This window comes from Sorangium sp. So ce1504, from assembly GCF_051521635.1.
GTDB classification, from domain to species: domain Bacteria; phylum Myxococcota_A; class Polyangia; order Polyangiales; family Polyangiaceae; genus Sorangium; species Sorangium cellulosum_B.
On record NZ_CP150365.1, the window covers coordinates 4,284,608 to 4,308,424 of the forward strand.

Annotated in this window: 13 protein-coding genes; 6 read left to right on the forward strand and 7 right to left on the reverse strand. The window is 74.0% G+C overall.

Annotated elements, in window-relative coordinates; genetic code table 11:
• Positions 1 to 37: 37 nt before the first annotated feature.
• A complete protein-coding gene (locus tag WMF39_RS16220) occupies positions 38 to 3,928 on the reverse strand; it encodes a serine/threonine-protein kinase (RefSeq protein WP_437746401.1) in 3,891 nt (1,296 codons plus the stop codon).
• Between the two features lie 332 nt (positions 3,929 to 4,260).
• On the opposite strand from WMF39_RS16220, the gene WMF39_RS16225 reads away from it, so the two are divergent.
• The 3 genes from WMF39_RS16225 (at position 4,261) to WMF39_RS16235 (ending at position 8,504) form a co-directional block, all read left to right on the forward strand.
• Complete coding sequence (locus WMF39_RS16225; protein ID WP_437746402.1) at positions 4,261 to 5,796, forward strand: hypothetical protein; 1,536 nt, start codon at positions 4,261 to 4,263, stop codon at positions 5,794 to 5,796.
• Positions 5,793 to 6,701, forward strand: a complete 909-nt coding sequence (locus tag WMF39_RS16230; protein ID WP_437746403.1) for a hypothetical protein — start codon at positions 5,793 to 5,795, stop codon at positions 6,699 to 6,701. The genes WMF39_RS16225 and WMF39_RS16230 overlap by 4 nt, the downstream gene beginning before the upstream one ends.
• Positions 6,702 to 6,899: 198 nt before the next feature.
• Entirely contained in the window at positions 6,900 to 8,504 is a 1,605-nt protein-coding gene (locus WMF39_RS16235) for a tetratricopeptide repeat protein (RefSeq protein WP_437746404.1), read from the forward strand.
• Between the two features lie 108 nt (positions 8,505 to 8,612).
• Here WMF39_RS16235 and WMF39_RS16240 read toward each other — a convergent pair whose 3' ends face one another.
• The 3 genes from WMF39_RS16240 to WMF39_RS16250 form a co-directional block, all read right to left on the reverse strand.
• Positions 8,613 to 9,596, reverse strand: a complete 984-nt coding sequence (locus tag WMF39_RS16240; RefSeq protein ID WP_437746405.1) for a hypothetical protein — start codon at positions 9,594 to 9,596, stop codon at positions 8,613 to 8,615.
• Positions 9,539 to 12,466: an RHS repeat-associated core domain-containing protein gene (locus WMF39_RS16245; protein WP_437746406.1), complete on the reverse strand. Its 2,928-nt coding sequence runs from the start codon at positions 12,464 to 12,466 to the stop codon at positions 9,539 to 9,541. Before WMF39_RS16245 ends, WMF39_RS16240 begins: the two co-directional genes overlap by 58 nt.
• Before the next feature lie 105 nt (positions 12,467 to 12,571).
• Complete coding sequence (locus WMF39_RS16250; protein WP_437747987.1) at positions 12,572 to 13,609, reverse strand: DUF6531 domain-containing protein; 1,038 nt, start codon at positions 13,607 to 13,609, stop codon at positions 12,572 to 12,574.
• Positions 13,610 to 14,151: 542 nt separating this feature from the next.
• Here WMF39_RS16250 and WMF39_RS16255 point away from each other — a divergent pair.
• Positions 14,152 to 15,714 carry a tetratricopeptide repeat protein gene (locus WMF39_RS16255; RefSeq protein ID WP_437746407.1) on the forward strand — a complete coding sequence of 521 codons (1,563 nt, stop codon included), beginning with the start codon at positions 14,152 to 14,154 and terminating at the stop codon, positions 15,712 to 15,714.
• A 1-nt stretch (position 15,715) separates the two neighbouring features.
• Here WMF39_RS16255 and WMF39_RS16260 read toward each other — a convergent pair whose 3' ends face one another.
• The 3 genes from WMF39_RS16260 to WMF39_RS16270 all read right to left on the reverse strand — a co-directional run bounded on the left by WMF39_RS16260 (position 15,716) and on the right by WMF39_RS16270 (position 20,255).
• The gene (locus tag WMF39_RS16260) at positions 15,716 to 18,160 is read right to left on the reverse strand and encodes a hypothetical protein (RefSeq protein WP_437746408.1); all 2,445 of its coding nucleotides are present in this window, start codon (positions 18,158 to 18,160) and stop codon (positions 15,716 to 15,718) included.
• A 107-nt stretch (positions 18,161 to 18,267) separates the two neighbouring features.
• Positions 18,268 to 18,861, reverse strand: a complete 594-nt coding sequence (locus tag WMF39_RS16265) for a hypothetical protein (protein WP_437746409.1) — start codon at positions 18,859 to 18,861, stop codon at positions 18,268 to 18,270.
• Between the two features lie 20 nt (positions 18,862 to 18,881).
• Positions 18,882 to 20,255 carry a hypothetical protein gene (locus WMF39_RS16270; protein ID WP_437746410.1) on the reverse strand — a complete coding sequence of 458 codons (1,374 nt, stop codon included), beginning with the start codon at positions 20,253 to 20,255 and terminating at the stop codon, positions 18,882 to 18,884.
• 322 nt (positions 20,256 to 20,577) lie between these two features.
• Between WMF39_RS16270 and WMF39_RS16275 the strand changes: the two genes are divergently transcribed.
• Both WMF39_RS16275 and WMF39_RS16280 read left to right on the forward strand, forming a co-directional pair.
• Entirely contained in the window at positions 20,578 to 22,293 is a 1,716-nt protein-coding gene (locus WMF39_RS16275) for a DUF1592 domain-containing protein (RefSeq protein WP_437746411.1), read from the forward strand.
• Entirely contained in the window at positions 22,290 to 23,654 is a 1,365-nt protein-coding gene (locus tag WMF39_RS16280) for a DUF1552 domain-containing protein (RefSeq protein WP_437746412.1), read from the forward strand. Before WMF39_RS16275 ends, WMF39_RS16280 begins: the two co-directional genes overlap by 4 nt.
• The last annotated feature ends 163 nt before the right edge of the window (positions 23,655 to 23,817 follow it).

Sequence of the window (23,817 nt, forward strand, 5' to 3'; positions counted from 1 at the left end):
GGCCGCGCGAGGGGGCGTCGGAGCGTCGCGCGGGGCGTTACGGCCGGCCGCTCAGCATCACCTCGAGCTCCGGCGGCACGCAGCCGTAGGCCTCGGCGGCCGCGAGCAGCGCCGAGTTCTGCGGCAGGTTGAGCAGGAACGAGCTGGCGTAGGGCGTCCCCTCGAGGCCCTTCAGCCGGCGCAGGAGCGGGGGCATCGCGCGCTCCATCGCGGCCCGCGCGCCCTCCAGATCGCCCATATCCACGCAGGCGTCGTGGAGCGCGAGGTAGATCGGCGCCTCGTTGAGCAGGCTCGGCGCGCCCGCCTCGACCAGGGCCGCCGCCTCCCGCGCGATCTCGCGGGCCTGCTCGGCGTCGCCGAAGCGGCGCTCCGCCTCGGCGCAGAACCCGAGCGCCACGGGCAGGACGTCGCGGTTGTCCGTGACGCGGTACGCGTCGGTGGCCTTCTTCAGCAGCGAGCGCGCCCGCGCCAGGCCCGACGACTCGAGGCGCAAGAGCTCGCAGCCCCGGTAGAACAGGATGCCGAGCGTCACGCGGTCGCGCACGACCCACATGCTCCCCGCGGCCTCGTCCGCGCTCGCGCGCGGCTCCGCGAGCACGGCGTCGAGCCGGGGCTCGGGGCCGAACGTCGCCGCCCAGCAGAGCAGGATCATCTGCCCGTGCCGCGCCGCCCCGGAGCTGCCGATCGCCTGCGCCCTGGCGATGCCCCCCTCGATCTCCTGGAGCGCCTCTTCCCGGGCGCCGATGGTCGTCAGCGCGAAGCCGACGTTCATCGTCAGCATCGCCTCGCGCTCCTGCAGCCCGGCGCGGCGCGCGGCCCGCGCCGCGTTCCGGCGCGCCCCCAGCGCGGCGGCCGGCTCGCCGCGGGTCTGGTGGGCGACCGCGCGCGTCTGCCAGGCGTCGACCGCCGCCCAGACGAGGTTCCGCCGCGCCGCGAGGTCGAGCAGGTGCGCGGCCTCCTGCTCGGCCATCGCCAGCTGCCCGGCGAACGCGTGGACCTGCGCCAGCGTCGCCGAGCACTGCGCCTCCTCCTCGACGAGATCGATCGACCGGGCGCGGTCGCGCAGCGCCGTCAGCCGCTCCTCCAGGTCGATCCCCGAGCCGCACGCGTGGTCGTAGCGCGCGCGGGCCGTCAGCGTGCGCAGCTCGCTCGCCTCGTCGAAGACGTTCTCCCACATCGCCCGGATCGCCGAGTCGCGCTCGGGCGAGCGCGCGTCGAGCCGCGAGTACGCCTCCTCGAGGAGGACCGCGCGCGCGAACGCCGTCGGCTTGTCGGGGGAGAACACGAGCGCGCGATCGGCCATGGTGACCGCGTCGCGGAGCGAGTTCGTCGCCAGGGCGCGCCGCGCGGCGGCCTCCCAGCGGATCGCGGCCTCCTCGTGCTCGCCGCCGAGGTCGAAGTGCTGCGCCACCGTCGCGCTGTCCTCGCCGAGCCGATCGAGCCAGCGCGCCGCGGCGGCGTGCAGCCTCTTGCGGAGCTCGTCGCCCACGGAGGCGTACGCGACGTCGCGGACGAGCGCGTGCTTGAACAGGAACTCGCGCGCGGCCGGGAAGCGCGACGCGGGCTGCGCGACGAGGAGCTCCGCGGCGATGAGCTTCTTCAGCGCCGTTGCGGGCTCTGCCACCCCGACCTCGGCGAGGCCCACGTCCCACACCGACAGGCCGAAGACGCTCATGCGCACCACCGCCTCCCGGGTGGGCTCGTCGAGCGCGTCGAGGCTCACCTGGATGGCCGCCTCGATGGTCGGCGCCGTGGCGGCGTCCTTGCCTGAAGCGATGACCCGCGCGAGCTCCTCGGCGAAGAGCGGCGAGCCGGCCGCCTGCTGCGCGACGCGGTCGAGCGTGGCCTCCTCGAACGGCCGCGTGGCCGCGGCTGCGCTGAAGACCGCCCGCGCGATCTCGCGCGTGGCCCGGCGCGCGATGGGGCGCAGCTCCACGCGCACGTGGTCGCGGCCGGCGAAGCGCTGGCCCTGGTCGCGCCAGAACGCGGGGCGCACCATGAGCAGGATGAACAGCGCCCTCCCGGTCGCCCGCCCGAGGAGGTGATCGAGCCACGCGACGCTCTCCGGGTCGGCCCACTGCGCGTCCTCGACGAGCAGCGCGCACGGCTCGCTCGACGCCGCGTCGACGGCGATGTCGGTCATCGAGAGGTAGAGCGCGTCGCGCGCGCCGCGCAGGTCGACGCCGTCGGGGAACGGCTGGTTCGCCAGCAGGCGCGCGAGGAGCCCGCCGTCGCCGTGGAGCGGCCGCCGCGCGCGCACCGCGTCCTCGGCCTGCTCCAGCGACGCGCCCTTCGGCAGGCCCATGAGGACCCGCAGCGCGTCCGTGGCGACGCCGAGCGCCTGCGCGCGGCCGAACGACTCGCAGCGCAGCTGGATGAGCCGCGGCGGATCCGGTCGATCCACGATGCGGGCGACGAACTCGCGCGCGAGCCGGCTCTTGCCGATCCCCGGCGGCCCCGAGATGCTCATCACGACCGGCGTCCCGTCCTCCACGCAGCGCTCGAACGCCGCGACGGTCGTGATGAGCTCGGCGTCCCGCCCCACGAACGGCGTCTGCGCGTCGGGCCGCTTCGGCGCGCGCGCGAGCACCCGCACGGCGCCGCTCTCCAGGGGCTCGCCCATGAAGCGCCCGCGGGACAGCTCCACCGTGGTGGCGTCGGCGAGGACCCTGCCGAGGCCCGCCTCGCGCGCGAGCGCGACCGCGCGGTCGACGACCTCGCCGGCCGCGCGCGTCCTGTCGACGCGCATGCGGCCGGAGGCGACGCCGACGCGGCCGCCGCGGCCGCCGAGCGCGAGCCCGAGCTCGAGGGCGCGGGACGCCTCGTCGCCGTGGGCCTGCCGCACGCCGAGGTGGGCGGCGATCGAGTCCGTGCCGAGCGGCAGCGCGTCGGCCCCGCGGCGGCGCAGCGCCTCGAGCTCCCGCTGGCGCTCCTCGCCGGTGGCCACGTGCAGCGCCACGATCGTGGTCACGAGGCGCGTCCCCATCGCGCCCGGCGGGTTGTCGCTCACGCGCAGCGGCGACGGGGTGGGCAGGTACGGCTCGTCGGCGAGCGCCGCGAGCCTGTCCGCCACCTCGCGCGCCGAGCTCGGCCGGAGCTCCCGGTCGGCGAGCAGGAGCGCGTGGATCAGGTCGTCGAGCGCCGGGACCACGTCGAGCAGGAACTCCGAGAGGCGCGGCGCGGGCGTGGTCGCCAGGCGGACGAGGGTCGCGATCGAGGTCGGCCCCATGTGCGGGGGTCGGCCGGCGACCAGCTCGAACAGCGTCGCGCCGAGCGAGTAGAGGTCGCTGCGCGCGTCCACCGTCGCGTCGCCGCGCGCCTGCTCCGGCGAGATGTACGCCGGCGTGCCGACGAGGCCGCCCGCGTCCGTCGTGAGCACGAGCTCCTTCGACGCCGCGACGCCGAAGTCCACGAGCTTGGTGCGGAGCGGGGCGTCCGGCGAGCCGCGCAGGAGGAGGATGTTGGACGGCTTGATGTCGCGGTGGACGACGCCCGCGGCGTGCGCGGCCGCGAGCGCGCTCGCGACCTGCCGCCCGACCTCGATCCCCTCGCGCAGCGAGAGCGGGGAGCGCTTCTGGCGCGCCGCCAGGTCCTCGCCGTCGAGCCACTCCATCGCGATGAAGGTCGCGCCCTCCTCGATCCGCCGCCCCTCCGCGTCGACCGCGCTCGCCTCGAGCGTCCCGAACGCAACGACCCTCACGATCCCCGGGTGATCGAGCTCGGAGAGGATCTGCCCCTCGCGGGAGAGCCGGGCCTGGCCCTCGGCGTCGACGCCGACCGCCGTGATGATCTTCAGCGCGACGTACCGCTCTGTCTGCACGTCGAAGGCGCGGTGCACGGTGCCGATCCCGCCGCGCCCGACCTCGTGCTCGATGTGGAACCGGCCTGCGACGAGCGGCCGTGCGGACTCGATGCGCGCGGAGCTCATGCGCTAGCCGACGTGGTCCGAGGGATGGGCGCCGGGCGGAGTCCGGCGCAGCGGAGAGGCGATCTCATGGCGCCGGGCCGCGTGGGCCTGCGGTGTTCCGACAGGGCGCATTCGCGAAGGAGACTACGCCGTCGCTCATGGCAGTTCCAGTGTCGCGGTCACGGGAACCCGGCAGCGCCGCGGACGCGGCGATCCGGCCGGAGACGTCGTGGAGCGCGCGCGGCGGGCCTCTCTTGACGGATCCGGCGGCTCCTCCTACGGTCGTCGGCTCCGCTGCTCCTTCAACGTTACGTTCACCGTTACGTTACGTTCGAGCGGCGGGAGCCATTTCGATGCTCGATCGCGTCGCCGTTCACCAGACCCGGCTGCGCACGCCCGGCCTCGGGCTCGACGCCAAGGGGGTCGCGCTCGGCGCCAAGGGGCTCGTCCTCCTGCCGTCGATCGATCGGCTCGTCGCCTTCCTGGCGCTCTACACGCGGCAGGGCTCGCTCGCGGACATCCTCCGCTCGCTCGTCGTCGAGATCGTGCGCTCGAAGCTGGGAGCGCGGGAGGTCACCCTCCTGTTCGCGGCCGAGAGCAGCGATCGGCTCGACCGTGTTGCCGAGATCGCGCGGCTCGCGGGCGGCTACAGCTTCACCGGCACGAGCCGGCACTTCGTCCAGTACCGCGACGCGGCCGCGCCGTTCGGGTACGACGTCCCGCAGATCCTGCCCAGCGACGCGGCGCTCTCGCTCTACCACAACGCCTTCTCGCAGACGTACGAGGTCGAGCGGCGCGTCGACGTGCGCACGCTGCTGCTCCGGCTCGAGCCGCACCTCGATCCGTCCGCCGGGAAGGACCCGGGCCCGCGCTGGCTGCTCGCGGAGTCGGGGCTCGGCCCGGCGCTGATCCGCTACTTCTCCCGGAGCAGCGTCGAGGCCGAGGTCGGCCTGTGCGAGTGGCCGCCGGAGTCGAGCTTCGACGACGCCCCGGTGCTCCGGTACCTCTTCCGCGTGCCGGCCATCCCTGCCCGGATGGTCCCGCTGCTCACGAGCACGCCGGGGCTCGGGTATTTCGTCCCGGTCGCGCCGGGCGCGGCGGTGGAGGTGGGGTTCCGCCACCCGGTCAACCTCCGCGCCTGCCCGGTGTTCGGCGAGGCGGGCCTCGTGCTCTTCCGGGGCGGGGGCCGCGAGGCGCTGGAGATCGCGAAGCTTCCGGCGATGGGCGACGTCGCGGCGTTCGCCCGGGTGGAGCTCGGCCGCGAGCCCGTCGCGGCGAAGGTGACGGAGGGCGACGCGCAGCGCCCCGCGTCGGTCGTGCTCTCGCTCCGCCTCGTCCCGAGCTCCGAGCCGTGGCGGTCGGTCACGGCGTCGTGGATCCGGCCGCAGGAGATGCCGCTCCTGCGGCACGTCGCCTACGCGCTCGGCCCCGAGACCCTGCGCCGCGCCCGCATCGCCTTCACCGCGGCAGGCGCGTTCCTCCGGCACCCCACAGGCATCGAGGGGATCCCGGTCGGCGAGTTCTTCCGGGAGGTCCATCCGGGCCTCTACATCCCTGCCGGGTACGACGCGGTCCCTGCGGTCGCGCCCGGCGTGCTGTTCCGCGCGCTGGGCGCCCCCGCCGGGCAGGCGCTGTTCATCGGGCGCGACGGGGGGGCGATCGGCGTGCCGGAGGAGGCGTTCGTCCCCCTCGAGACGGCGCTGCTCGAGGCCCAGCAATGGTCGGCGGTGACCGTGTCGTCCGCGGGCCTCACGGCGGCGCTGGCCACCGAGCTGCCCGAGGTCGTGCTCGGCGGCGTCGGCATCCGGCCGCTGCGCGACCTCGCCCCGTCCGAGGCGCTGCCCGAGCCGAGGGCGCTGCCGCCCGGCCCTGGCCGGACGCCCCAATGACCCAGCCTGAAGCGATCGCCGAGCGGCTCTCCGAGCTCCAGGCGAACGTGCTCGCCCCGCTCGTCCTCGGCGGCCCGCTGCGCCCGGTGCGCCCCTTCGGCGTCCGGCTCGCGCTCCTCCTCGGCGACGGCGCGCCGGCGATCGATCGTGACCTCGGCTCGCGCATCGATCTGGTCCGCGTCCGCGTCGCCCGCCTCATCGCCCCGATCGACGTGCTCCCGGAGCTCGGCGCGGCCGAGTGGGCGCTCCTCGCCGCGCTGAACGACCTGCTCCAGCTCACGAACCACGAACTCGCCGGCGTGCTCACGCGCAGCCGCTATCCCCGCCTTCTCGCGAGCGTGCGCGACCTCTGCGAGCTCGTGCCCGCGCCGGCGGACGTCGGGTCCGCGCTCTCGCGGCACGCGACGTTCGCGCGGGTGCTCGACTGCTTTCGCACGGACGCGCTCGTCGCCTGGTGGACGGGCCGCGCGAGCTTCCGCGGCCAGCGCCCGCCCCCGCGGCTGCTCCGGTGGCGGCAGCTGCGCGGCGTCCAGGTCGAGACCCGGCGCGTCGGCCTCGCGGACATGGGCCACGGCGTCCCGGGGCTCGCCCCGCCGGACTTCGCCGAGGCGCTCTCCCTCTGGATGACGCGCACGCCGCTCACGGATCTCGCGACCGCCGCGCGGAAGGACCCGCCGTTCGCGTGGTCGGCCTCGACGCTCGCGGTCGTCGCCACGCCTCCTGGCCGGAGCCTCGCGTACCGCGTCCTCGTGCGCCAGCCCCACGACCTCGCCGTCGCGGCGCTCGCCCGCGCCGCCCGGGAGGTCCCGCCGCGGTTCGGCCAGGCCCGGGCGCTCGCCGAGTCGTTCGCCAGCGAGGTCGCCGCCGGCATCAAGCTGCTCGACGAGCGCTCTGCGGCCGGCTGACCCGCGCCGCCACGCGCCCGTCCTGTCATCGCGACGCACCGCGCGCGGCTTTGCTCGGCTCAAACGGGGCGTGGTACGCTCCGTCCTCCTTGGAGAGGCGCGCCGTCCTCGCGCCCGCGCCTTCGACATCACCTCACGCGCATGGCCCTGGGAGCGACGAACCGTTTGAACCGGCAAGACGCTGAGACTTCCGACAAGTTGCTTGCTTCCCTCTGGCGCGCGCGGCGCCGCGGCTCCTGTCTCGATGCGTTGCCGCGCGCCGGGCGCTCCTGCGCGCGCCTTGCCGGCGTCGCGTTCGCGCTCGCGCTCGCGGTGAGCCCGGGCGTCGCGTTCGCGCAGGCGGAGGCGCTGCTCGACGAGGGCAAGAGCCTGATGAAGAAGGGCAAGGTCGCGGAGGCCTGCCCGAAGCTCGAGGAGAGCTACAGGCTGAGCCCGAGGTCGGCGACGCTCCTTGCGCTGGCGATGTGCCACGAGAAGCAGGGCAAGGTCGCGACGGCGTGGTCCGAGTACATCGATCTCGGCGCAGCGGCCCGCAAGGAGGGCAACAAGCGCCTGGAGGCCGACGCGAAGGCGAGGGGAGCGAAGCTGGAGCTGTCGCTCCCCCGGCTGACGCTGAGCGTGCCACGGGCGGCCGCGATCGAGGGGCTCGAGGTGATGCTGGATGGGGCGCCGGTCGACGGCGCGCTCTGGGGTCAGGCGAGGCCGATCGATCCTGGCCAGCACAAGGTGAGCGCGAGCGCCCCTGGCAGAAAGCCGTGGGAGAAGTCGGTCTCGATCAAGCGGGGCGAGCGAAAGACCGTGGCGGTGCCGGCGCTCGCCAAGGACGCCTCGGCCGCTGCGCAGCCTGCGCCCGCGGCGGAAGCGCCCGCGCCGGCGGCGCCGGAGAAGGGGAGCGCGGGGTCCGGGGACGGCGCAGCGGAGCCGGGGAAGGGCGCCGCGGCGCCGGGGAAGGGCGCCGCGGGGGCCGGGAGGGGCGCCGCGGCGCCTGAGAAGGGCGCGGTTGCTGCGGCGCCAGGGAAGGGCGCAGCTGGGCCAGGGAAGGGCGCTGCGGGGCCGGGGAAGGCTGCTGCGGGGCCGGAGACCGATGCGCCGCCTGCGGCACCTCCTGCAGCCGAGGAGCAGGAGCCGAGCTCCGGATCCTCGCCGAGGCACACAGGGAGCTTCGTGATCCAGGCCGGGGTGGCCGGCGGCGCGTTGATCGGCCTGATGGACTCCGGCAGCTTCGGCGATCTGAGCGCGTACTCGTACAGCTACAACATCCCGGAGGGGGAGCTCATCGCGCCCTGCGACGATGAGGTCTGCCATGCCAGCTTCGGTCCGGCGATCGGGCCGTTTGCCGGCGGGGAGGCGTTCATCGGGGTTGCGCTCTCCGAGGATCTGCACCTTGGCGCGCGTGTGCTGGGCGGCTACCGGTTCGGCGGCGGCTATCTCGCTGTCGGCGGCCCCTCCGTCTCGATGCGCCTCGGGCGTCTCTGGCTCGGCCTTTCGGGGCTCGTGGGCCCGGTGGCGCAGCAGGCGAAGGTCACCGGGATCAAGGGGGAGATCCCCTCCGAGGTGGTCCATCTCAACTACGGTCGGAGCGAGGTCGCGGTGAACGCGCGCGAGGGCAGCCTCCCCGAGAGCGCGCTCGTTGAGACGCTCGCGTTCGGCGGGAGCGTCGACGTGTCCCTGGTGCTCGCGGACCTTCCGAGCGCGGGCTGGACGTCGGGCGCGCTCCTGCTGAGCGTCTCGCCGACGATCATGAAGGGCCTCGACGGCTGGGTGTTCGCGGCGCCGGCGAGCCTCGGTTACCGCTTCTACTGACCGGCCTCGCGACCCATCGCGCTCTCTCGCCGGGCGCCCGGGTAAGGGCACCGTGCGGGGCCGGCGTGAGGCGCGTGCGCTTTCACCTCTGAAGAGCCCGGCATGGAATCACCGGAGCGCCCGCGCCCAGCCCAGGGTGGCGATGTCGAGCGCGATCACCTCACGGCGGTCGTGACTCACAAATTCGACGGCGGGCCAACTGGCGAACCGTTCCCGGATTTGAGAAGGGACGAGGTGTCCTCCGAGGAGGAGCCGTGCGAGGTGAGAGAGGGCCGGGCGCAGTGCGAGGAGCTCCTCGAACGGAAGCTTCCTGGCGTCATCCGTCGACCAGATCTCGAGCGACTGAAGTCGTTGGACGAGGGGGTGTGCTGCGAGCACACGGAGCCCTTCGGGGCGCGTGGGGCGATACCAGAGCCCGAGGTGTTGGAGCGCCGGGAGCTTCCCGGGGCCGAGCGGCGCGAGGGCTCCTCGCACGTCGTCGTCTCCGCGAAATACCGTCAGGTAGCGCAGCGTCGGCGCGGGCTGAGAGAGCAACGTCGCGAGGGTCCGCTCCGGCGCGCCCAGCCCCAGGAGGCCGGGCAGCGCGGCGCCGATGGCTGGACCGGACCCGCGAGCGACGAGCGACGCGCGCCCGTGCGCGTTGAGCAGATCGAGGAAGGGGCCGAGCGCGCCGAAGGTCATGAGGCGAAGAGACCGGAGTGAGCGCCCGGCAGGGCTTGCCAGAAGTCGACGCAAGCGGTGCAGGCCGACAACGCCGAGCGAGACGTCGGGGGCATCCGGTGAGAAGCCGAGTGCGTCGCGGCCGATGAGATCGAGCTCCGGTCGGAGCTCCTCATCGAGGGTGGCAGCGTCCTCGTCATGGACCCAGCCGAGGAGGCCACCTTGGCCGTCGTCGATGCACGCACATGGCTCGCCGAACTCAGGGATCGGGCCGAAGGTCATCTCCTTCGTCGAGTCGAGGAGCTCGTGCACCAGGGCGCGTGCGTCGTCTCCATCGTGACGCAACTGCTCGACCTGGAATGCGATCAGCGTTCCTATCGGATCGCCGCGTCGCTCGAGCTGTGCGCCGATCTGGTGAGCTGCGGCGAGCATATCTTCGTCGGGGGGCGCGCTCGTGGCGGCTTGGCCGCCAGCGGCGAACCCCTCGGCGCGGAGCTTGGCGAGGCGGTGGTCGAATACGATTTCTGCGATGTACGCCCTGGTGAAGCTCCGATCGAACGACACCCGGCTACCCCGCCCGACCGGGCGCTCTGTGACGCGGACGCCGTCGATGCGCAGCTCGGTGTGTTCGTCGCGGCGGTCGAGCCGCAGCGCGAGGCTCGCCGGCAGCTTGATGGTGTCGAAGCCACGGAGGAACGCCTTGCGGGAGGTCCTCGTCGCCTCGAAAACTGGCCGTTGTCTACGTTCCAGGTTCCCAGATTCATGGCACCGTGCGCGTTTGGCCGGCTGAGGTGGCTGGTCGGATGGGATGCATAGCCCTGGCTCGGGTTTGTGCCTCCACCGATCACGCGTCCGCTCGGCGGTGGTCGTCCAGCCATCGTCCAGAGTCGCGGAATGAGCTGAGAGCAGTTCGGGCACGCCGGCACAGCGTCGTTCGATCCGGTTTCCGAGCGGATGGTGTCGACCTCGCCGAGCGCGCTCTTGAGATTCCTTTGCCAGTTGCGATCTCCAGGGGCGCATGAGCGGCCGGTCCGGCGTTCCCAGTCCCTGATGTGGTCGGAGAGGGCTTGCGGTTCGGCGCAGCCTTCCGGCGGTCTTGGATCGCCTGGTTGTCGAGCGTTCGTCCGGGGCAAGGCCGCTGCGACCGCGGGGTGGATTGATTCCTCGCTGCCTCCGCTGCTCCGCACGACCTGTGTGCCGTTGCGGCGGGTGATCACGCAGCGAAGGAGCCCGTCGACATCCACCCAATCCATCGGGTGATCGTCGACATACGCGTACGGCTTGAGGCTCCCCTCGATCCCGAGCGGCTCCGGGCTGAGATACACTCCCGTCGCCGGGTCGTAGTACCTGTGCCCGTTGCAATGGAGCCCGGTCTCCTCGTCGGCGTACTGCCCCGGCAGCCGCAGCGGCGTCAGCGCGGCCTGTTCCGCCGGCGCATGCCCGTACATCGTGGCCTGTAGATCTCCGACCACGTGCCCATCCCCACCGAACAGCGCCTCCGGAAACCCGTTCACCCCATGGACGAAGTACCCGAACGCCCCCCCGGCGCCCTCCCGCTGCGCTAGCGGCAGCACGCTCTCCGGCAGCGTGACGTAGCTCCGCTCGTCCACGACGGGCGCCTCCCCGTCCCGCGCTCGCTCTGTGCGCTCGTGGACCCTCACGTCGCCGCGAAAGGCATACCGCGTCACGCTCTCGACCTGCCCGAGCCGCGCAACGCGCTTCTCGATCCTGCGGCCGAAGGCGTCATAAGCGAACGAGATCGTTCTCCCTTCCGGGGTTCGCGCTGCCATGAGCCGCCCGTCGCCGCTCCAGTCGTACGTCCATACGAGCTCGCGTCGGACGTCGCCTTGGCCGTCCAGCTCGCTCACGCGTTTCCGCACCACATCGCCACGCTCGCTGTAGTCGTAACGCACGGTCTCTTGTCCCGTCGTGCGCGCCGTCAACCGCCCCCCAGGCGTGTACGTCCGCTGCTCGCCCTCCCTCTCCATCTCCCCTGCCACGGTGAAGCGGAACCGCTCCGCCGCCTTGCCCGCCTTGCGCCGCTCGACGACGCGACCGTTCGCATCGCGGAGCAGCTCTCCCACCGTGCCGCCGAGGTCCTCGTCGGTGCGTAGCAGCCCCGCAGGGGACCAAGCGTACGTCCTTCGCCACGTCTCGCGCGACGGCAGCGGCCCCACCCACGCGGGCTCTCCCGGCCCGATGCGCGGCGCGGTGGGTCTGCCGAGCACGCGCTGCCGCTCCATCCACCCCTCCGCGTTGACCTCGGTCGCAATGGCGCCACCGCCTGGCAAGAGCCGCTCGACCTCGAACCCGCGCGCGTCGTAGGCGAGGCGCAGCGGCGCGCTCTCACCGCCGATCTGCACGGCGACGGGCCGCCCCCTGACGTCGCGCTGCACGCTCATCTCGCCGTCCGGCCCGCGCACGGAGGTGGCCTTGCCCATGGCATCGTAGGTCCACGCGAACGCCGCGAGCACCTCGGCGCCCCGCCGCGTCACCTCGGTCGTCACCCGCCCCCGCCGGTCGTAGGTGTACTCGCACTCGATGTCGCCGCTGACCGCGCGCTCGATCCGGCCGAGCGGATCGTACTCGAACACGTCCGCGCGCCCGTCGGAGGTGCTCCGCTTCACGAGCCTTCCGAGCGGATCGACCTCGAGGTCGACGCTCTCGGAGCCACACTGCCCCCGGACGATCCTGCCCAGCAGGTCGAGCTTGTACCGGATCTCCCGCCCGTCGAAGGTCCGCTCGCCGGTGATGCGCCCCTCGGCGTCGCGCTCGAACCTGTGCTCCTCGCCGGCCTCGTTGACGATGCGCGAAAGGTCCTGCTCGCGGTCGTAGCGGTACCGCACCTTGCTCCCGTCGGGCCGCTCGAGCTCGGTGACGACGTGGAAGCCGCCCCAGCGCAGCGTGGTCGTGCGCCCATCGGCGTCGCTGATCCTCGCCACGTTGCCGTCGGCGTCGAAGTCGTAGCGTGTCACCGCGCCGCTCGGCCCGAACACGGCCGCGAGCCTGCCGCAGGCGTCGTACGCGAAGCGGGTCTCGTGCCCGCGCTCGTCCACGAAACCCATCACCCGGCCGAGGAAGTCGTAGCGGATGCGCCGCTCGGCGCCGTCGGGCTCGACGACGCGGATGCGGTTAGCGAGCGCGTCGTACTCCATGCGCGTCTCACCGCCGTTCGGCAGGGTCGCGCCGGCCAGCAGGCCGCGCGCGTCGTAGGCGAATCCGACGACGAACCCCATGTCGTCATAGACGGCCACCACATCGCCGCGCGCGTAGCGCGCGGTGCCGCCGAGCGCGTCGGTCATGGCCGAGACGAGCCCGCGCGCGTCGTGCTCGTAGGCGGTCCTGTTCGCCGCTGGATCGACCTCGGCCAGGAGCCGCCCCTCGGCGTCGCGCTCTCAGCGGAAGACCTACCCGAGCGCGTCCCGGTGCTCGCGCAGCGCGGCGGTGTCGTCGTTGTACCGGAAGGTGTGAACGCCGCCGGCGCCCCAGACCATCCTGTCGAGCCTGCCGAACGCGTTGCCGTCGACCCGCCGGATGGCGCGCGAGGTGATCACCTCCGTGAGCACGCCGTCATGATGGTCGACCTTGACGTGCAGGAATCCCTTCGCCGGCGAACCGTCGCTCAAGGTCCCCGGCACGCCGTCGTCGAGCGCGTCGTTGCCCTCGCGGTGACACCACGCCTCGATGCAGCGGCTGTCCTTGTAGCGAAACTCCGCCACGAGCCCGCCGGGCTCCTCTCGCCGCACCAGGCGATGGTCCTTGTCGTACGCGAAGCGGTGCGCGTGCCCCGCGGCTTCCTCGGCCGCGACGAGGTCGCCGCGCGCGTCGAACGCGTACCGCCGCCGCGTCTCCCATCGACCGTGTGCGAAGGCGTTCTTCACCTCGACGGCGGCGATGTGCCCGTCGCCGTGCCGCCGCACGCGCACCACACGGCCCACGCTGTCGATGACCTGCACGAGGCGGCCGTCCTCGTAGGCGAGGGCGATGGCGTTGTCATGGGCATCGACGATCCGGCTCAGCAGCCAGCGGCTGCCGCGCGGCTCCGCGAACAGGTACGAAAGCCCCTCGGCCGCGAGCGCGTAGCCCCAGGGATACCGCGTCAGCATCCCGCACGGCAGCCGCGCCGACTCGCCCTGATCGAGCCTCCGCGGCAACTCCGTCGCCGCCGCGTGCGGCTCCAGCACCCGCAGGCCGCGGCGCCGCTCCTCGACCTGCCACGCGAGCGAGTGCGTCCAGCCGAAGCCGAGGCCGCAGTCTTCCTCGACGAGCGCGGAGCTGTAGCTGCGCTTGATCACGAGGGGGATCGGGCCGGGCAGCGCGAGGTCGACGACCGCCACTGTGTAGACGCGCCCGGTGATCGGGTCGACCGGATCGCCCGCGTGCGTGCCGCCGCCGCTGCCATGCGTGGGGTTGGGGCAGCCGCCGCCGCTCTGCCCGGCCCGCAGCTGCCAGCGTCCTTGCCGCCGCCACGCGCGCCGTTGCCGCCGTTCTTCCCGTCGCCGCCCTGGCCGTCTCCGCGGCCGTTTCCGCCGCGACCGTTACCGCCTCCGCCGCCCCCGCCGCCGCCAAGGATGAAGACGCCGGGGTTCATGCCGGGGATCACCGCCGCATTCGGAAACGGGGCCGTTCGCGCCATGCGGGCATGCTCGGCGACGGGTGTGCCGACCGCAACCCGCCGGCGGTTCCTCGACGCCGCCCGCGGCGGTCCCCCCACGCGGCGGTGCACGCCGGCGGGCGTCCCCCCACGCGGCGGTGCACGCCGGCGGGCGTCCCCCCACGCGGCGGTGCACGCCGGCGGGCGTCCCCCCACGCGGCGGTGCATGCCGGCGGGCGCCCCCGCCGGCGGCCCGCTCCGGGATCCGCGAGAGCTCGCCCGAGCGGACCGCGATCCCGGAGGCATCAACGGCCGATCTCCCCGGCGGCGCGCGATCCCTGCGGGCCTCCGCCGCTCCTTGGTGCGCCCGCGGGGGCAGGCTACCGTCCCGCCATGTCCAGGACCGGGCGGCGCAAGCAGAAACCCACGCCGCGACAGGGAGCCCCCGAGCTCACCCCGAAGAACGTGGCGCGCATGGAGGTCGACGCCGCGGTCTACCGCCTCGTGAAGCTCCTTGGCCGCTACCCGGACGAGCCCCCCGACACGAAGGCCCGCGGCGCCCTGGAAAAGACGCTGCCCGTGCTCGACGCGCTCCGCGCGAGCCACCCGGACCACCCGCAGGTCGCCTGGGTCTCCGGGATGATCCTCCGCAAGCTCGGCCGCCTCGACGACGCCGTGCAGCTCGCCCGCCGGGCGTTCGAGCTCGATCCGACGTTCGCGACCGCCGTGAGCCTGGCCTACGCGCTCCGCGAGCGCGGCGAGATCGACGCCGCCCGCGACGCGTTCGAGGCCGCCGCTCGCCTCGATCCCCAGGACGTCTCGGCCCGCTGCGACCTCGGCGCCATGCTCTGCGAGGCCGGCCGCACCGACGAGGGCCTGCGCCACCTCGAGGCCGTCCTCGAGGCGCAGCCGGCGCACCCGAACGCCTTCCCGATCCACGCCTACCACCGCGCCGCGCGCGACGGCGACGCCTCCGCGTACGACAGGCTCGCGGCCTACGCCAGGGCGCACCCGGAGAGCGCCGCCGCCGCGCGGTCGCTCGATCGCCTGCGCGCCGAGGGGCTCCACCATCCCGCCCCCGTCGCGGTCGTCGAGGGCTTCGTCGCGGGCGCCGCCGAGGCGCTCGAGCACCTCCACCGCGATCACGATCCGTGGCTGAACCGCTTCGGCGCCCGCGCGCACGGATACCGGCTCCACCCGCCGCTCACCCGGCGAGACATCGAGCGCATCGAGGCGTCGCGCGGCGCCCGCATCCCCGCCGACTACGCCGCCTTCCTGACCCGCGTCGGCAGCTCCGGCGCCGGCCCGTACCACGGGCTCCTGCCGCTCGACGGACCTGGACAGATCGAGAGCCTGACCGGCGAGTTCCCCCACACGAGGCCCTACCGGCCCGATCCACGGACGCTGACCGCACCCCAGCGCGCCGTGCTCCAGTCCGACGAGGTCGTCCGCGGGACCGTGGCGCTCGCGCACATGGGCTGCGGCTACTTCTCCGTGCTCGTGATCCGCGGCCCGCGCGCCGGCAGCGTCTGGGCGGATCTGCGCGCGGCAGGCCTCGGCGTCGTCCCGACCCACGACAGCTTCACCGCGTGGTACCGCGGATGGATCGACGCGCTCTCCAGGGGAGAGCCGGCGCGCGTTCCCCTGGAGCCAGGGCGGTGCTCGGCGCCCGCGGCGCTCAGCGATTACCTCGCTTCATGGGAGCGGCAGCATGCGCTCCGGCCCGGCACCCTCGACGAAGCAGGGACGCGACGGGCGCTGCGCGAGATCCCCGACGCCGGGATCGCGATCCAGGCAGCGGCGTCCAGGTACTTCGACGCCGGCGATCCCGTGGACCCCTGTCCCAGCTGCCAGCACATGTTCGATCACTTCCTCCGGAAGAACATGCTGCAGCCCGCGCAGATCCGCCCCGGCGTGCCACCCAGGGCAGCGCGGCGGGCCCGGGCCGAGGCGTAGCCTACCCCCTCGGGTCCGCGCGCCGCCGTCGGGCGCGGCGCGCCTCGCCGCGGGCGCTGTCCGCCCCGCTGGCGGGCTCGGGCGGCGGGGCGAAGCCGATCGCCGCGAGATCCTTCTCGCCGATGACGTCGCCCTTGGCCACGAGCGCCGCGCGGAGCAGGACCGCGCCCATCTCGGCGTCGTTGCCGGGCCACGGGTGGTCGAGCACCGCCTGCAGCGCGCGCAGATCCAGGCCGAACGGCCGGCCCCGCAGGCGGACGCCGATGCGCGCGAGGTGATCCAGCGCGAGCGCACGGAGATCCTCGGCGCGCGACGACAGCGAGGGCAGCGCGACGGCCCGGTCGCCGAGCCGGTCCGCGAGCCGCTCGCTCAGCTGACCGGTCGCCGCGAGCGCGTCCACGGTCTGCGGCACCGCCACGACGAGCCCCACGTCGTCCGGCAGCGCCGCGCCGAGGTAGCTCTGCACCTCGGACGGCAAGGCCTGGGCGTCGAGCACGAGCAGCGTGCCCCCGCGCGCCGCCTCGATGGGCGAGCTGTCCGGATCGCGCCACAGCGCGAGCGCGCTCGGCGTCTCCGCGGAGCCCTCGATCGCAGCCGCCTCGTCGCGCGCCTGCGCAGCGCCCCGCGCCTGCGCGAACGCCTGCGCGAACCCCTCGGGGACGGGCGCCGCGCCGTCGACGATCGCCAGCGGGCCGCCCGCGCGCGGTGAGGTCAGGTGGACGACCGCGCCCCACGCCACCGCGTCGATCCCGGGCGCCGTCAGCAGCGTGACCGGGCCGCCGGCCACGCCGAGCCGCTCCAGCTGCTCGAGCGCCGCGCGGGCGGCGGGGCTATAGGCGGCGGCCCGCGCCGGCCGCGCGAGCAGCGCCGCGATCGCGCGGAACCGCCCCGCGCCCTGCGCCACGGCGCGCTCGAGCCGGCTCACCTCGCGCGCGCGCTCCTCCGCCTCGCGGCGGGCGGCGACCTCGCGGCCGCGCGACCCCGACAGCATCGCCGACACCGCGATCACCGCCCCGAGCCGGTCGGCGACCGCGCGCAGGCCGCTCACCTCCTCCAGCGTCATCGGCGACGCGCGCCGGGCCCGCGGGATGGCGAGGGCCCCGATCGGGCCCTCCGCGTCGTTCACAAGGGCGACCACGCCGACGTCGCGCTCCGCGAGCCAGGCGAGCAGCGGGCGCACCTCCGGCCGCCGGACCTCGACGGCCTCGGCGGCCTCGACGCGCAGGACGCGCTCCGGCTCGATCTGGGCGAGCTCGATGAGGCGCGCCGGCACCTCCGCCGGCTCGGTGTGCGCATAGCCGGCGCGATCGACGGTCACCCGCTCGGGCGGCGAGAGCAGGTAGAGCGCCGGCGGAGCCTGCCCGGCGACGCCGGCGTCCGACGCCTCGCGCAGCGCGGAGAGCGCCGCCTCGAGCGCCGCCTCCGGCTCCGGGTTCATCGCCGCGCGCGTCGCGGCGTCGAAGGCCCCGAGCCAGCGCGCCCCCTCCGGCGCGAACCGGCGCGCGAGCACCGGCGCCGCGAGCCCCGCGAGCGCGCAGAGCGCGCACGCGCCGAACACGGCGACGCCGACGGAGGACTGCGGCGCGCCGCGGAGCCCGAGATCGCCGCGCGGCGCCTGGTGCACGGCGTAGACCGCGAGCAGCGCCGGCGGGGTCGCGAGCGTCGCGACGGCGAGCGTGCCGCGGAGCGCGCGCGAGACCTGCGCCGCGTCCGCGGCCACGGTGCAGAGCGCGACGCAGACCGCCGCGACGACGCTCGTGACCGGCAGGATCGACTCGGGGGGCGCGACGCCGACGAAGGCCGCCGCGAGGCCGACCGCCAGCGCGGTCGCCGTGAGCAGCAGCGCGGCCTCGACCCGGTCGGCCACGCCGAGCTCGAGCCGCCGCGCGATGCGGACGCGCGCGATCGCCACGAGCGTCACCGTGAGCGAGCCGAGCGACGCGGCGGAGGTGGCGTAGTGGACGAGCAGCGGATCGAGATCCGCCGCGCGCTCGGGCGCCACCGCGGAGACGGCGGGCAGGGCGATCGCCACGGTCCAGAAGAGCGAGGCGAACGCCGCCGCGTCGAGGCGCCGCGTGCTCGGCGGAGGCTCGAGGAGACCACCGAGGCCCGCGATGCGCGCGAGCCCGACCAGGGCGGCCATCGCCGCGGCCGCCGCGCCGAGGTTGCCGAGCGCGATCAGCGCGAGCCCGGCGGGGCCGCTCCGCGCGGCGGCGAGCATCGCGGCGCCGGTGAGGCAGACGGCGGCCGCGCGGCGGGCCGCCGGCTCGATCCGGTCCTCTCCCCGCGGCGGCCGCTCTATCCAGCGGAGGCCAAGCGCGAGCAACACCGGCAGCCCGAGCAGGGCGAGCCACGCGGGCCCGTGGCCGCCGGACGCCCGGAGCGCAGCGAAGGCGGTGTAGGCGACGGCGGCCGCGGCGATCCAGAACGAGCGCCGGCGCAGCATCGCGGCGAGCGTAGCGTCTGGCCACGGGGGCGCCAACGAGGCGGTCTCATCGAGGGGACGACCGCGCCGCCCGCGCCGCTGCCGCGGCCAGACGCTCCTTCGCTACCTCAGGGCGGGAGCGCCGCGATGTAGTCGTAGAGACACTTCATCTCGTCGGCGCTGAGCGTCGGGCCGAGCGGCATCCGGTTGTCGCACGGCGGGGCGTCCGTGACCTTCAGGTACATCAAGCTGGCGTCCGGGTCGCCCGGCACGACCACCGTGGCTTCGCCGCCGCAATCGGACGCCTGGCCTGCGACCCTGGTCTCCCAGCCCGTCGTCAGATCGAGGCCCCCAAGGTTCGCTTGCCCATCGTGGCAGCCCGCGGTGGCGCACTTCGCCATCACCAGCGCCTGCGCTTCAGCGCATCCGGCCCCACCGCCGCTGCTCGCGCTGGTGGTCGCGGCGTCGCCGCCGCTGGTGGTCGCGGCGTCGCCGCCGGTGGTGGTCGTAGGGTCGCCGCCGCCGCTGGTGGTCGCGGGGTCGCCGCCGCCGCCGGTGGTCGCGCCGGTGCCCTGGCCGTTTCCGCCGCCAGGCCCGTCGCCGCCGGCGAGGTACTGGTCCTTGTCCTCGAGGGTCCCCGCGCAGCTGATGATGAACGCGGCGCCGCTCAACACGGCGGCGGCGAGCGCGGTGCGCCCGCCAAGGAAAGCGATGTACGTCACGTGCTACCTCTCTCTCTCGCTCAGTAAACGTAGGCTCCGGCGAGCCGCACCCCAAGGTACTGGTCGATCGCCCCGCCGGCGACGTACCGGTCGCCGATCGCGGGCTCGAACGACGAGAAGAACCGCGCGTACTCGACGAGGAGCCGCGCCTCGACGCCGGTCGTGACGGGCACGAGCACCCCGGCCATCGCGCCGATGCCCTGCACGCTCGCCCCGGCGAACCGATCGTAGACCGGGCCAGACGAGAGCGGGAAGAGGTAGTCGGCGCCGAGCGCCAGCGCGACCGGGCCGACCGGCACCCGCGCGTCAAGGCCGGCCCGGATCAGCGTGTAGGAGACGTTCGGCACCGTACTGGCCAGGGCCTCCGCCGCGTCGACCTCGAAGGTCAGGAGCCGGAGCCCGGCGGAGATGCCGAGCACGGACGACTCGCCGATCGAGAGCCGCTCCCGCAGCCCCAGGTTGATGCGCTGGTAGGTCGTGCCGATCGGGTCGCCGTCGCCCACCGCCGAGTTGAGGCCGGGCGCCATCATGAACCCCGCGGTGATGCCGAGGCCCTTGAGCACCGGGATGTCCGTCGACGCGAGCGGGTACACCTCGCCGGAGATCGACAGCGCGGGCTGACCGAAGACGTCGTAGGGCCGGAGGTTCTGCGTGACCGGATCGGAGTAGTCGAACCAGCGGCCGGTAAACTCGACGCCGGCCTCGATCGAGAAGAGCGCCGAGCGGGGGTCGTGGGGCTTGCGCTTCCCGCCCTTGTCGCCGTCGTCGCCGCCCTTGTCGCCGTCGTCGCTGCTCTTCTCGTCGCCGTCGCCGTCGCCGGCGCCGTCCTTCTCGCCGTCGCCCTCGTCGCCGCCGTCCTTCGGCTGGTCCTCGTCGGCCGCGGCGGCCGCCGGCGCGATCTGCGAGAGCGTCGGGCCGAGCAGCTCTTCCAGCGCCTTCTTGCGGTCGTCCCGCGAGCCGCCCAGCGGCACCGCGCTGTCCACCGCGAGGTCGCCGGCGTTCTCGTCGACGTAGACGAGGTAGACCTCTTTCTTCTTCTTCTTGTTCGTCCGCGAGACGCCATAGATCACACCCTCGGCCTTCGCGGCCTTGCCCGCCTTGCGGATGCGGTCGATGGCCTTCTTCCGCTGGGCCTTCATCACCAGCGCGTCGCCCACCGGCTTGGTCTGGCCGGCGCTGCGCAGCGACTTCGAGAAGGCGTCGTCGTCCACGACCTTCAGCGTCTCCGGGACGAGGGACACGATGTCTTCGCGGATATCGTCCGCGTTCGGCCCCTCGATGTGGATCGCGATCGACTTCGACCCCTTGGGGGCGGCGAGCGCGATGGGCGAGAGCGCGAACGTCGTGACCGTCGCGGCGGAGAGCCCGAGGAGGATCCTCCCGCAGAGGCTCAAAGAGAGGGACAGCGTTGTGAACCTGGTCGGCTTCCGCGCGGGCCTTTTGCCGGCAGCGGCATCAAACGAAGCTTGCACGCGCGCGAGCCTACAAGCGATGTCGCGGCTGGATCCAGCGTCTTTCGAGGGGGCTGAGCGACATTTCTGATGACGCGCAGTGTAGCTACGAGACTCCGCTGCAATCGGACTCGCGGGGCTCACCGAGCCTCGTCTTCCTTGGCGCCTTGACGGGCCCCCGCGACGTGAGACATGTCGTTGCTCGAAGCGCAGCGCCGCAACGCACCGCATCGCAGGCCAGCGCGTCCCCCAGGGGAGAGGGCAGATGGATCGGTCAAGAGGACGGCACCGCCGCGCGGCGCGCGGCCCCGGCGGCTCTCTCGGGCTTGCGATCGTCGTGGCGACGGCCGCCGCCTGCTCCGGCGGGCGCGGCGGCGGGGCCGCGGGGGGAGCGGGGGGAGCGGAAGGCGAGGCGCCGCGCTGCGCGGAGATCCGGCCGGGCGTGTCGCCGCTCCGGCGGATGACGCGCTTCGAGTACAATAACACGATCCGCGATCTCCTCGGCGACGACAGCGCGCCGGCCGACGCCTTCGTGGTCGAGGAGGAGGCGCTCGGGTTCAACAACCAGGCGGCGGCGCTCGGGGTCACGCAGCTCCTCGCCGAGCAGCTCATGAAGGCCTCCGAGGCGATCGCGGCGCGGGCCGCGAAGGATCTCGGGAAGCTCCTTCCGGGGTGCGACCCGGCGGTGCAGGGGCCCGACGCGTGCGCCGCGGAGCTCATCGAGCGCCTCGGCAAGCGCGCGTTCCGCCGGCCCCTCGCGCCCGCGGAGAGCGAGCGGCTCGCGCGGCTCTTCGCCTTCGGGAACGACGAGCACGGCTTCTCGACCGGCGTCGAGCTCGTGATCCAGGCGCTGCTCCAGTCGCCGCACTTCCTTTACCGCGTCGAGCACGGCATGCCGGATCCGGCCGGCGAGGGCGTGGTGGCGCTCTCGGACCACGAGATCGCCTCGCGGCTCTCGTACCTGCTCTGGAGCTCGATGCCCGACGACGCGCTGTTCGCAGCGGCCGACGCGGGGGAGCTCCGCTCCGCGGAGCAGATCGCCGCGCAGGCCCGCCGCATGCTCGAGGATCCGCGCGCCCGCGCCGCCGTCGCGAACTTCCACGCGCAATGGCTGCAGCTCTCGAACATCGACACCCTCACCAAGGATCCGGCGGTCTACCCCGGCTTCCACGCCGGGCTCCCGGCGCTCCTCCGGGCGGAGACCGAGGCGTTCCTCGATCACGTCGTGTTCGAGGACGGCGCCGGCGACGTGGCGACCCTGCTGACGGCGCCCTACTCGCTGATGAACGCCGAGCTCCGCGCGTTCTACGGGCTGGGAGCGGCGGGCGGCGCGGGGGCGCCCGGCGAGCTCTCGGTCGTGCCGCTCGACCCAGCGCAGCGCGCCGGCTTCCTCACCCACGCCAGCGTGCTCGCGGTGCTCGCGAAGCCGGATCAGTCTTCGCCCGTCCACCGCGGCAAGTTCGTCCGGGAGCGGCTGCTCTGCCAGATCCTGCCGCCGCCGCCGCCCGACGTGGACATCCAGCCGCCGCCGGTGCGGGAAGGGATCCCGACCCGCCGGCAGTTCGAGCAGCACGCGGAGGACCCGGGCTGCGCTGGCTGCCACCGGCTCATGGATCCGATCGGCTTCGGGTTCGAGCGCTACGACGGGATCGGCCTCTACCGCGAGGTCGACCAGGGCGTCCCGGTCGACGCGAGCGGCGAGATCGTGGCGAGCCGGGATGTCGATGGGCCCTTCGATGGGGCGGTGGAGCTCGCGCACCGCCTCGCGGAGAGCGACGATGTGCGCCAGTGCGTCGCGACGCAGTGGTTCCGCTTCGGCTACGGCCGCGCCGAGCAGGCGGAGGACGAGTGCAGCATGCGCCAGATCCAGGCGGCGTTCGCCGAGAGCGGGTACAACATCAAGGCGCTGCTCGTGGCGCTGACCCAGACGGACGCGTTCCGCTACCGCCGCGCGGCGCGGGACGCAGGGGGTGCGCCGTGAGCGGCGCCGCACAGCGCCGGGCGTCGAGGGGGCGCCTCGGTCGCCGCGCCTTCCTGCGCGGGGCCGGCGGGCTCGCCCTCGCGCTCCCCTTCCTCGACGCCATGGCCGGATCGGCGAGCGCCGTCGATTTCCCGAAGCGCTTCGTCGTGTTCTTCACCGGCCTCGGCACGGTGAAGGAGGCCTGGCAGCCGACCGGGACCGAGACGTCGTTCGAGCTCGGAGAGATCCTCGCGCCGCTCTCTCCCTACCGGGACAAGCTGCTCGTCGTCGAGGGCATCGACATGGAGTCCGCCTACCACGGGCCGGGCGACTCTCACCAGCAGGGCATCGGCCAGGCGCTCACGGGCACGGAGCTCCAGGAGGGGACCCTCTTCCCGTACGCCTGCAACCCGGCCGCGCGGGTCGGCTGGGGCGGGGGCATCTCGGTCGACCAGTTCCTCGCCGCGAGGCTCGGGGATCGCACGAAGCTCTCGTCGCTCGAGCTCGGCGTCCAGGTCCAGTACGCCAACGTCTCGTCGCGCCTCTCCTACCTCGGCCCGGGCCAGCCGGTCCCGCCCGAGGACGATCCGCGCGCGGCGTTCGACCGGCTGTTCCTGGACCTCAGCGCCGATCCGGCGGAGCTCGCGCGGCGGCGCGTCCTGCGCCGCCGGGTGCTCGGCGGCGTCATGGAGGACTACGGCGCCCTCGCGCGCGAGCTGGGGGGCGAGGACCGGCGGAAGCTGGAGCAGCACCTCGACGCGCTGAACGACATCGAGCAGCGGCTCGACGTGCCGGCGCTCCTCGGCGGCGCGTGCGCCTTGCCGGCGCTGGGCGAGCCGCTGGACGTCTACGCGAACGACAATTTCCCCGCGATCGGGAGGCTGCAGACCGACCTGCTCGCGATGGCGCTCGCGTGCGATCTCACGCGGGTCGCGTCCATCCAGTGGAGCGCGACCCAGGCGGGCAAGGTGTTCACGTGGCTCGGCCAGTCGGAGACGCACCACGCGCTCTCGCACTCGAACATCGGCGACGCGGAAAAGCAGCAGCAGCTCGTCGACATCGGGCGCTGGCAGGCGGAGCAGCTCGCGTACCTGCTCGAGAGGCTCGACGCCGTCCAGGAGGGCACGGGCACGCTCCTCGACAACACGCTCGTCCTGTGGTGCACGGACATCTCGGAGGGGCAGAGCCACTCGCGGCGCGACATGCCGTACGTGATCGCGGGGGGCGCCGGCGGGGCGCTCAGGACGGGAAGATTTTTGCGCTATGCCGGCGATCCCCACAACAACCTGCTCGTCGCGCTGTGCAACGCGATGGGCGTGGACGTGTCGACGTTCGGCAACCCCGCCTACTGCACGGGGGTGTTGCCCGGCCTCTTGGCCTAGTTGCGCGCGCCGGAAATCCCGCCAGGGATCGCTGACGCGCGCAACCAGAGCGGCCGCGGAGCGGGCGCCGGGGTTCGGGGCGGAGCCCCGAGGAACCAGCGCCGGCCCGCGCCAGCCGCGTGTTTTGGGCTTTTCGTCGCGCGCCGATTTTGGCAAGTACGCC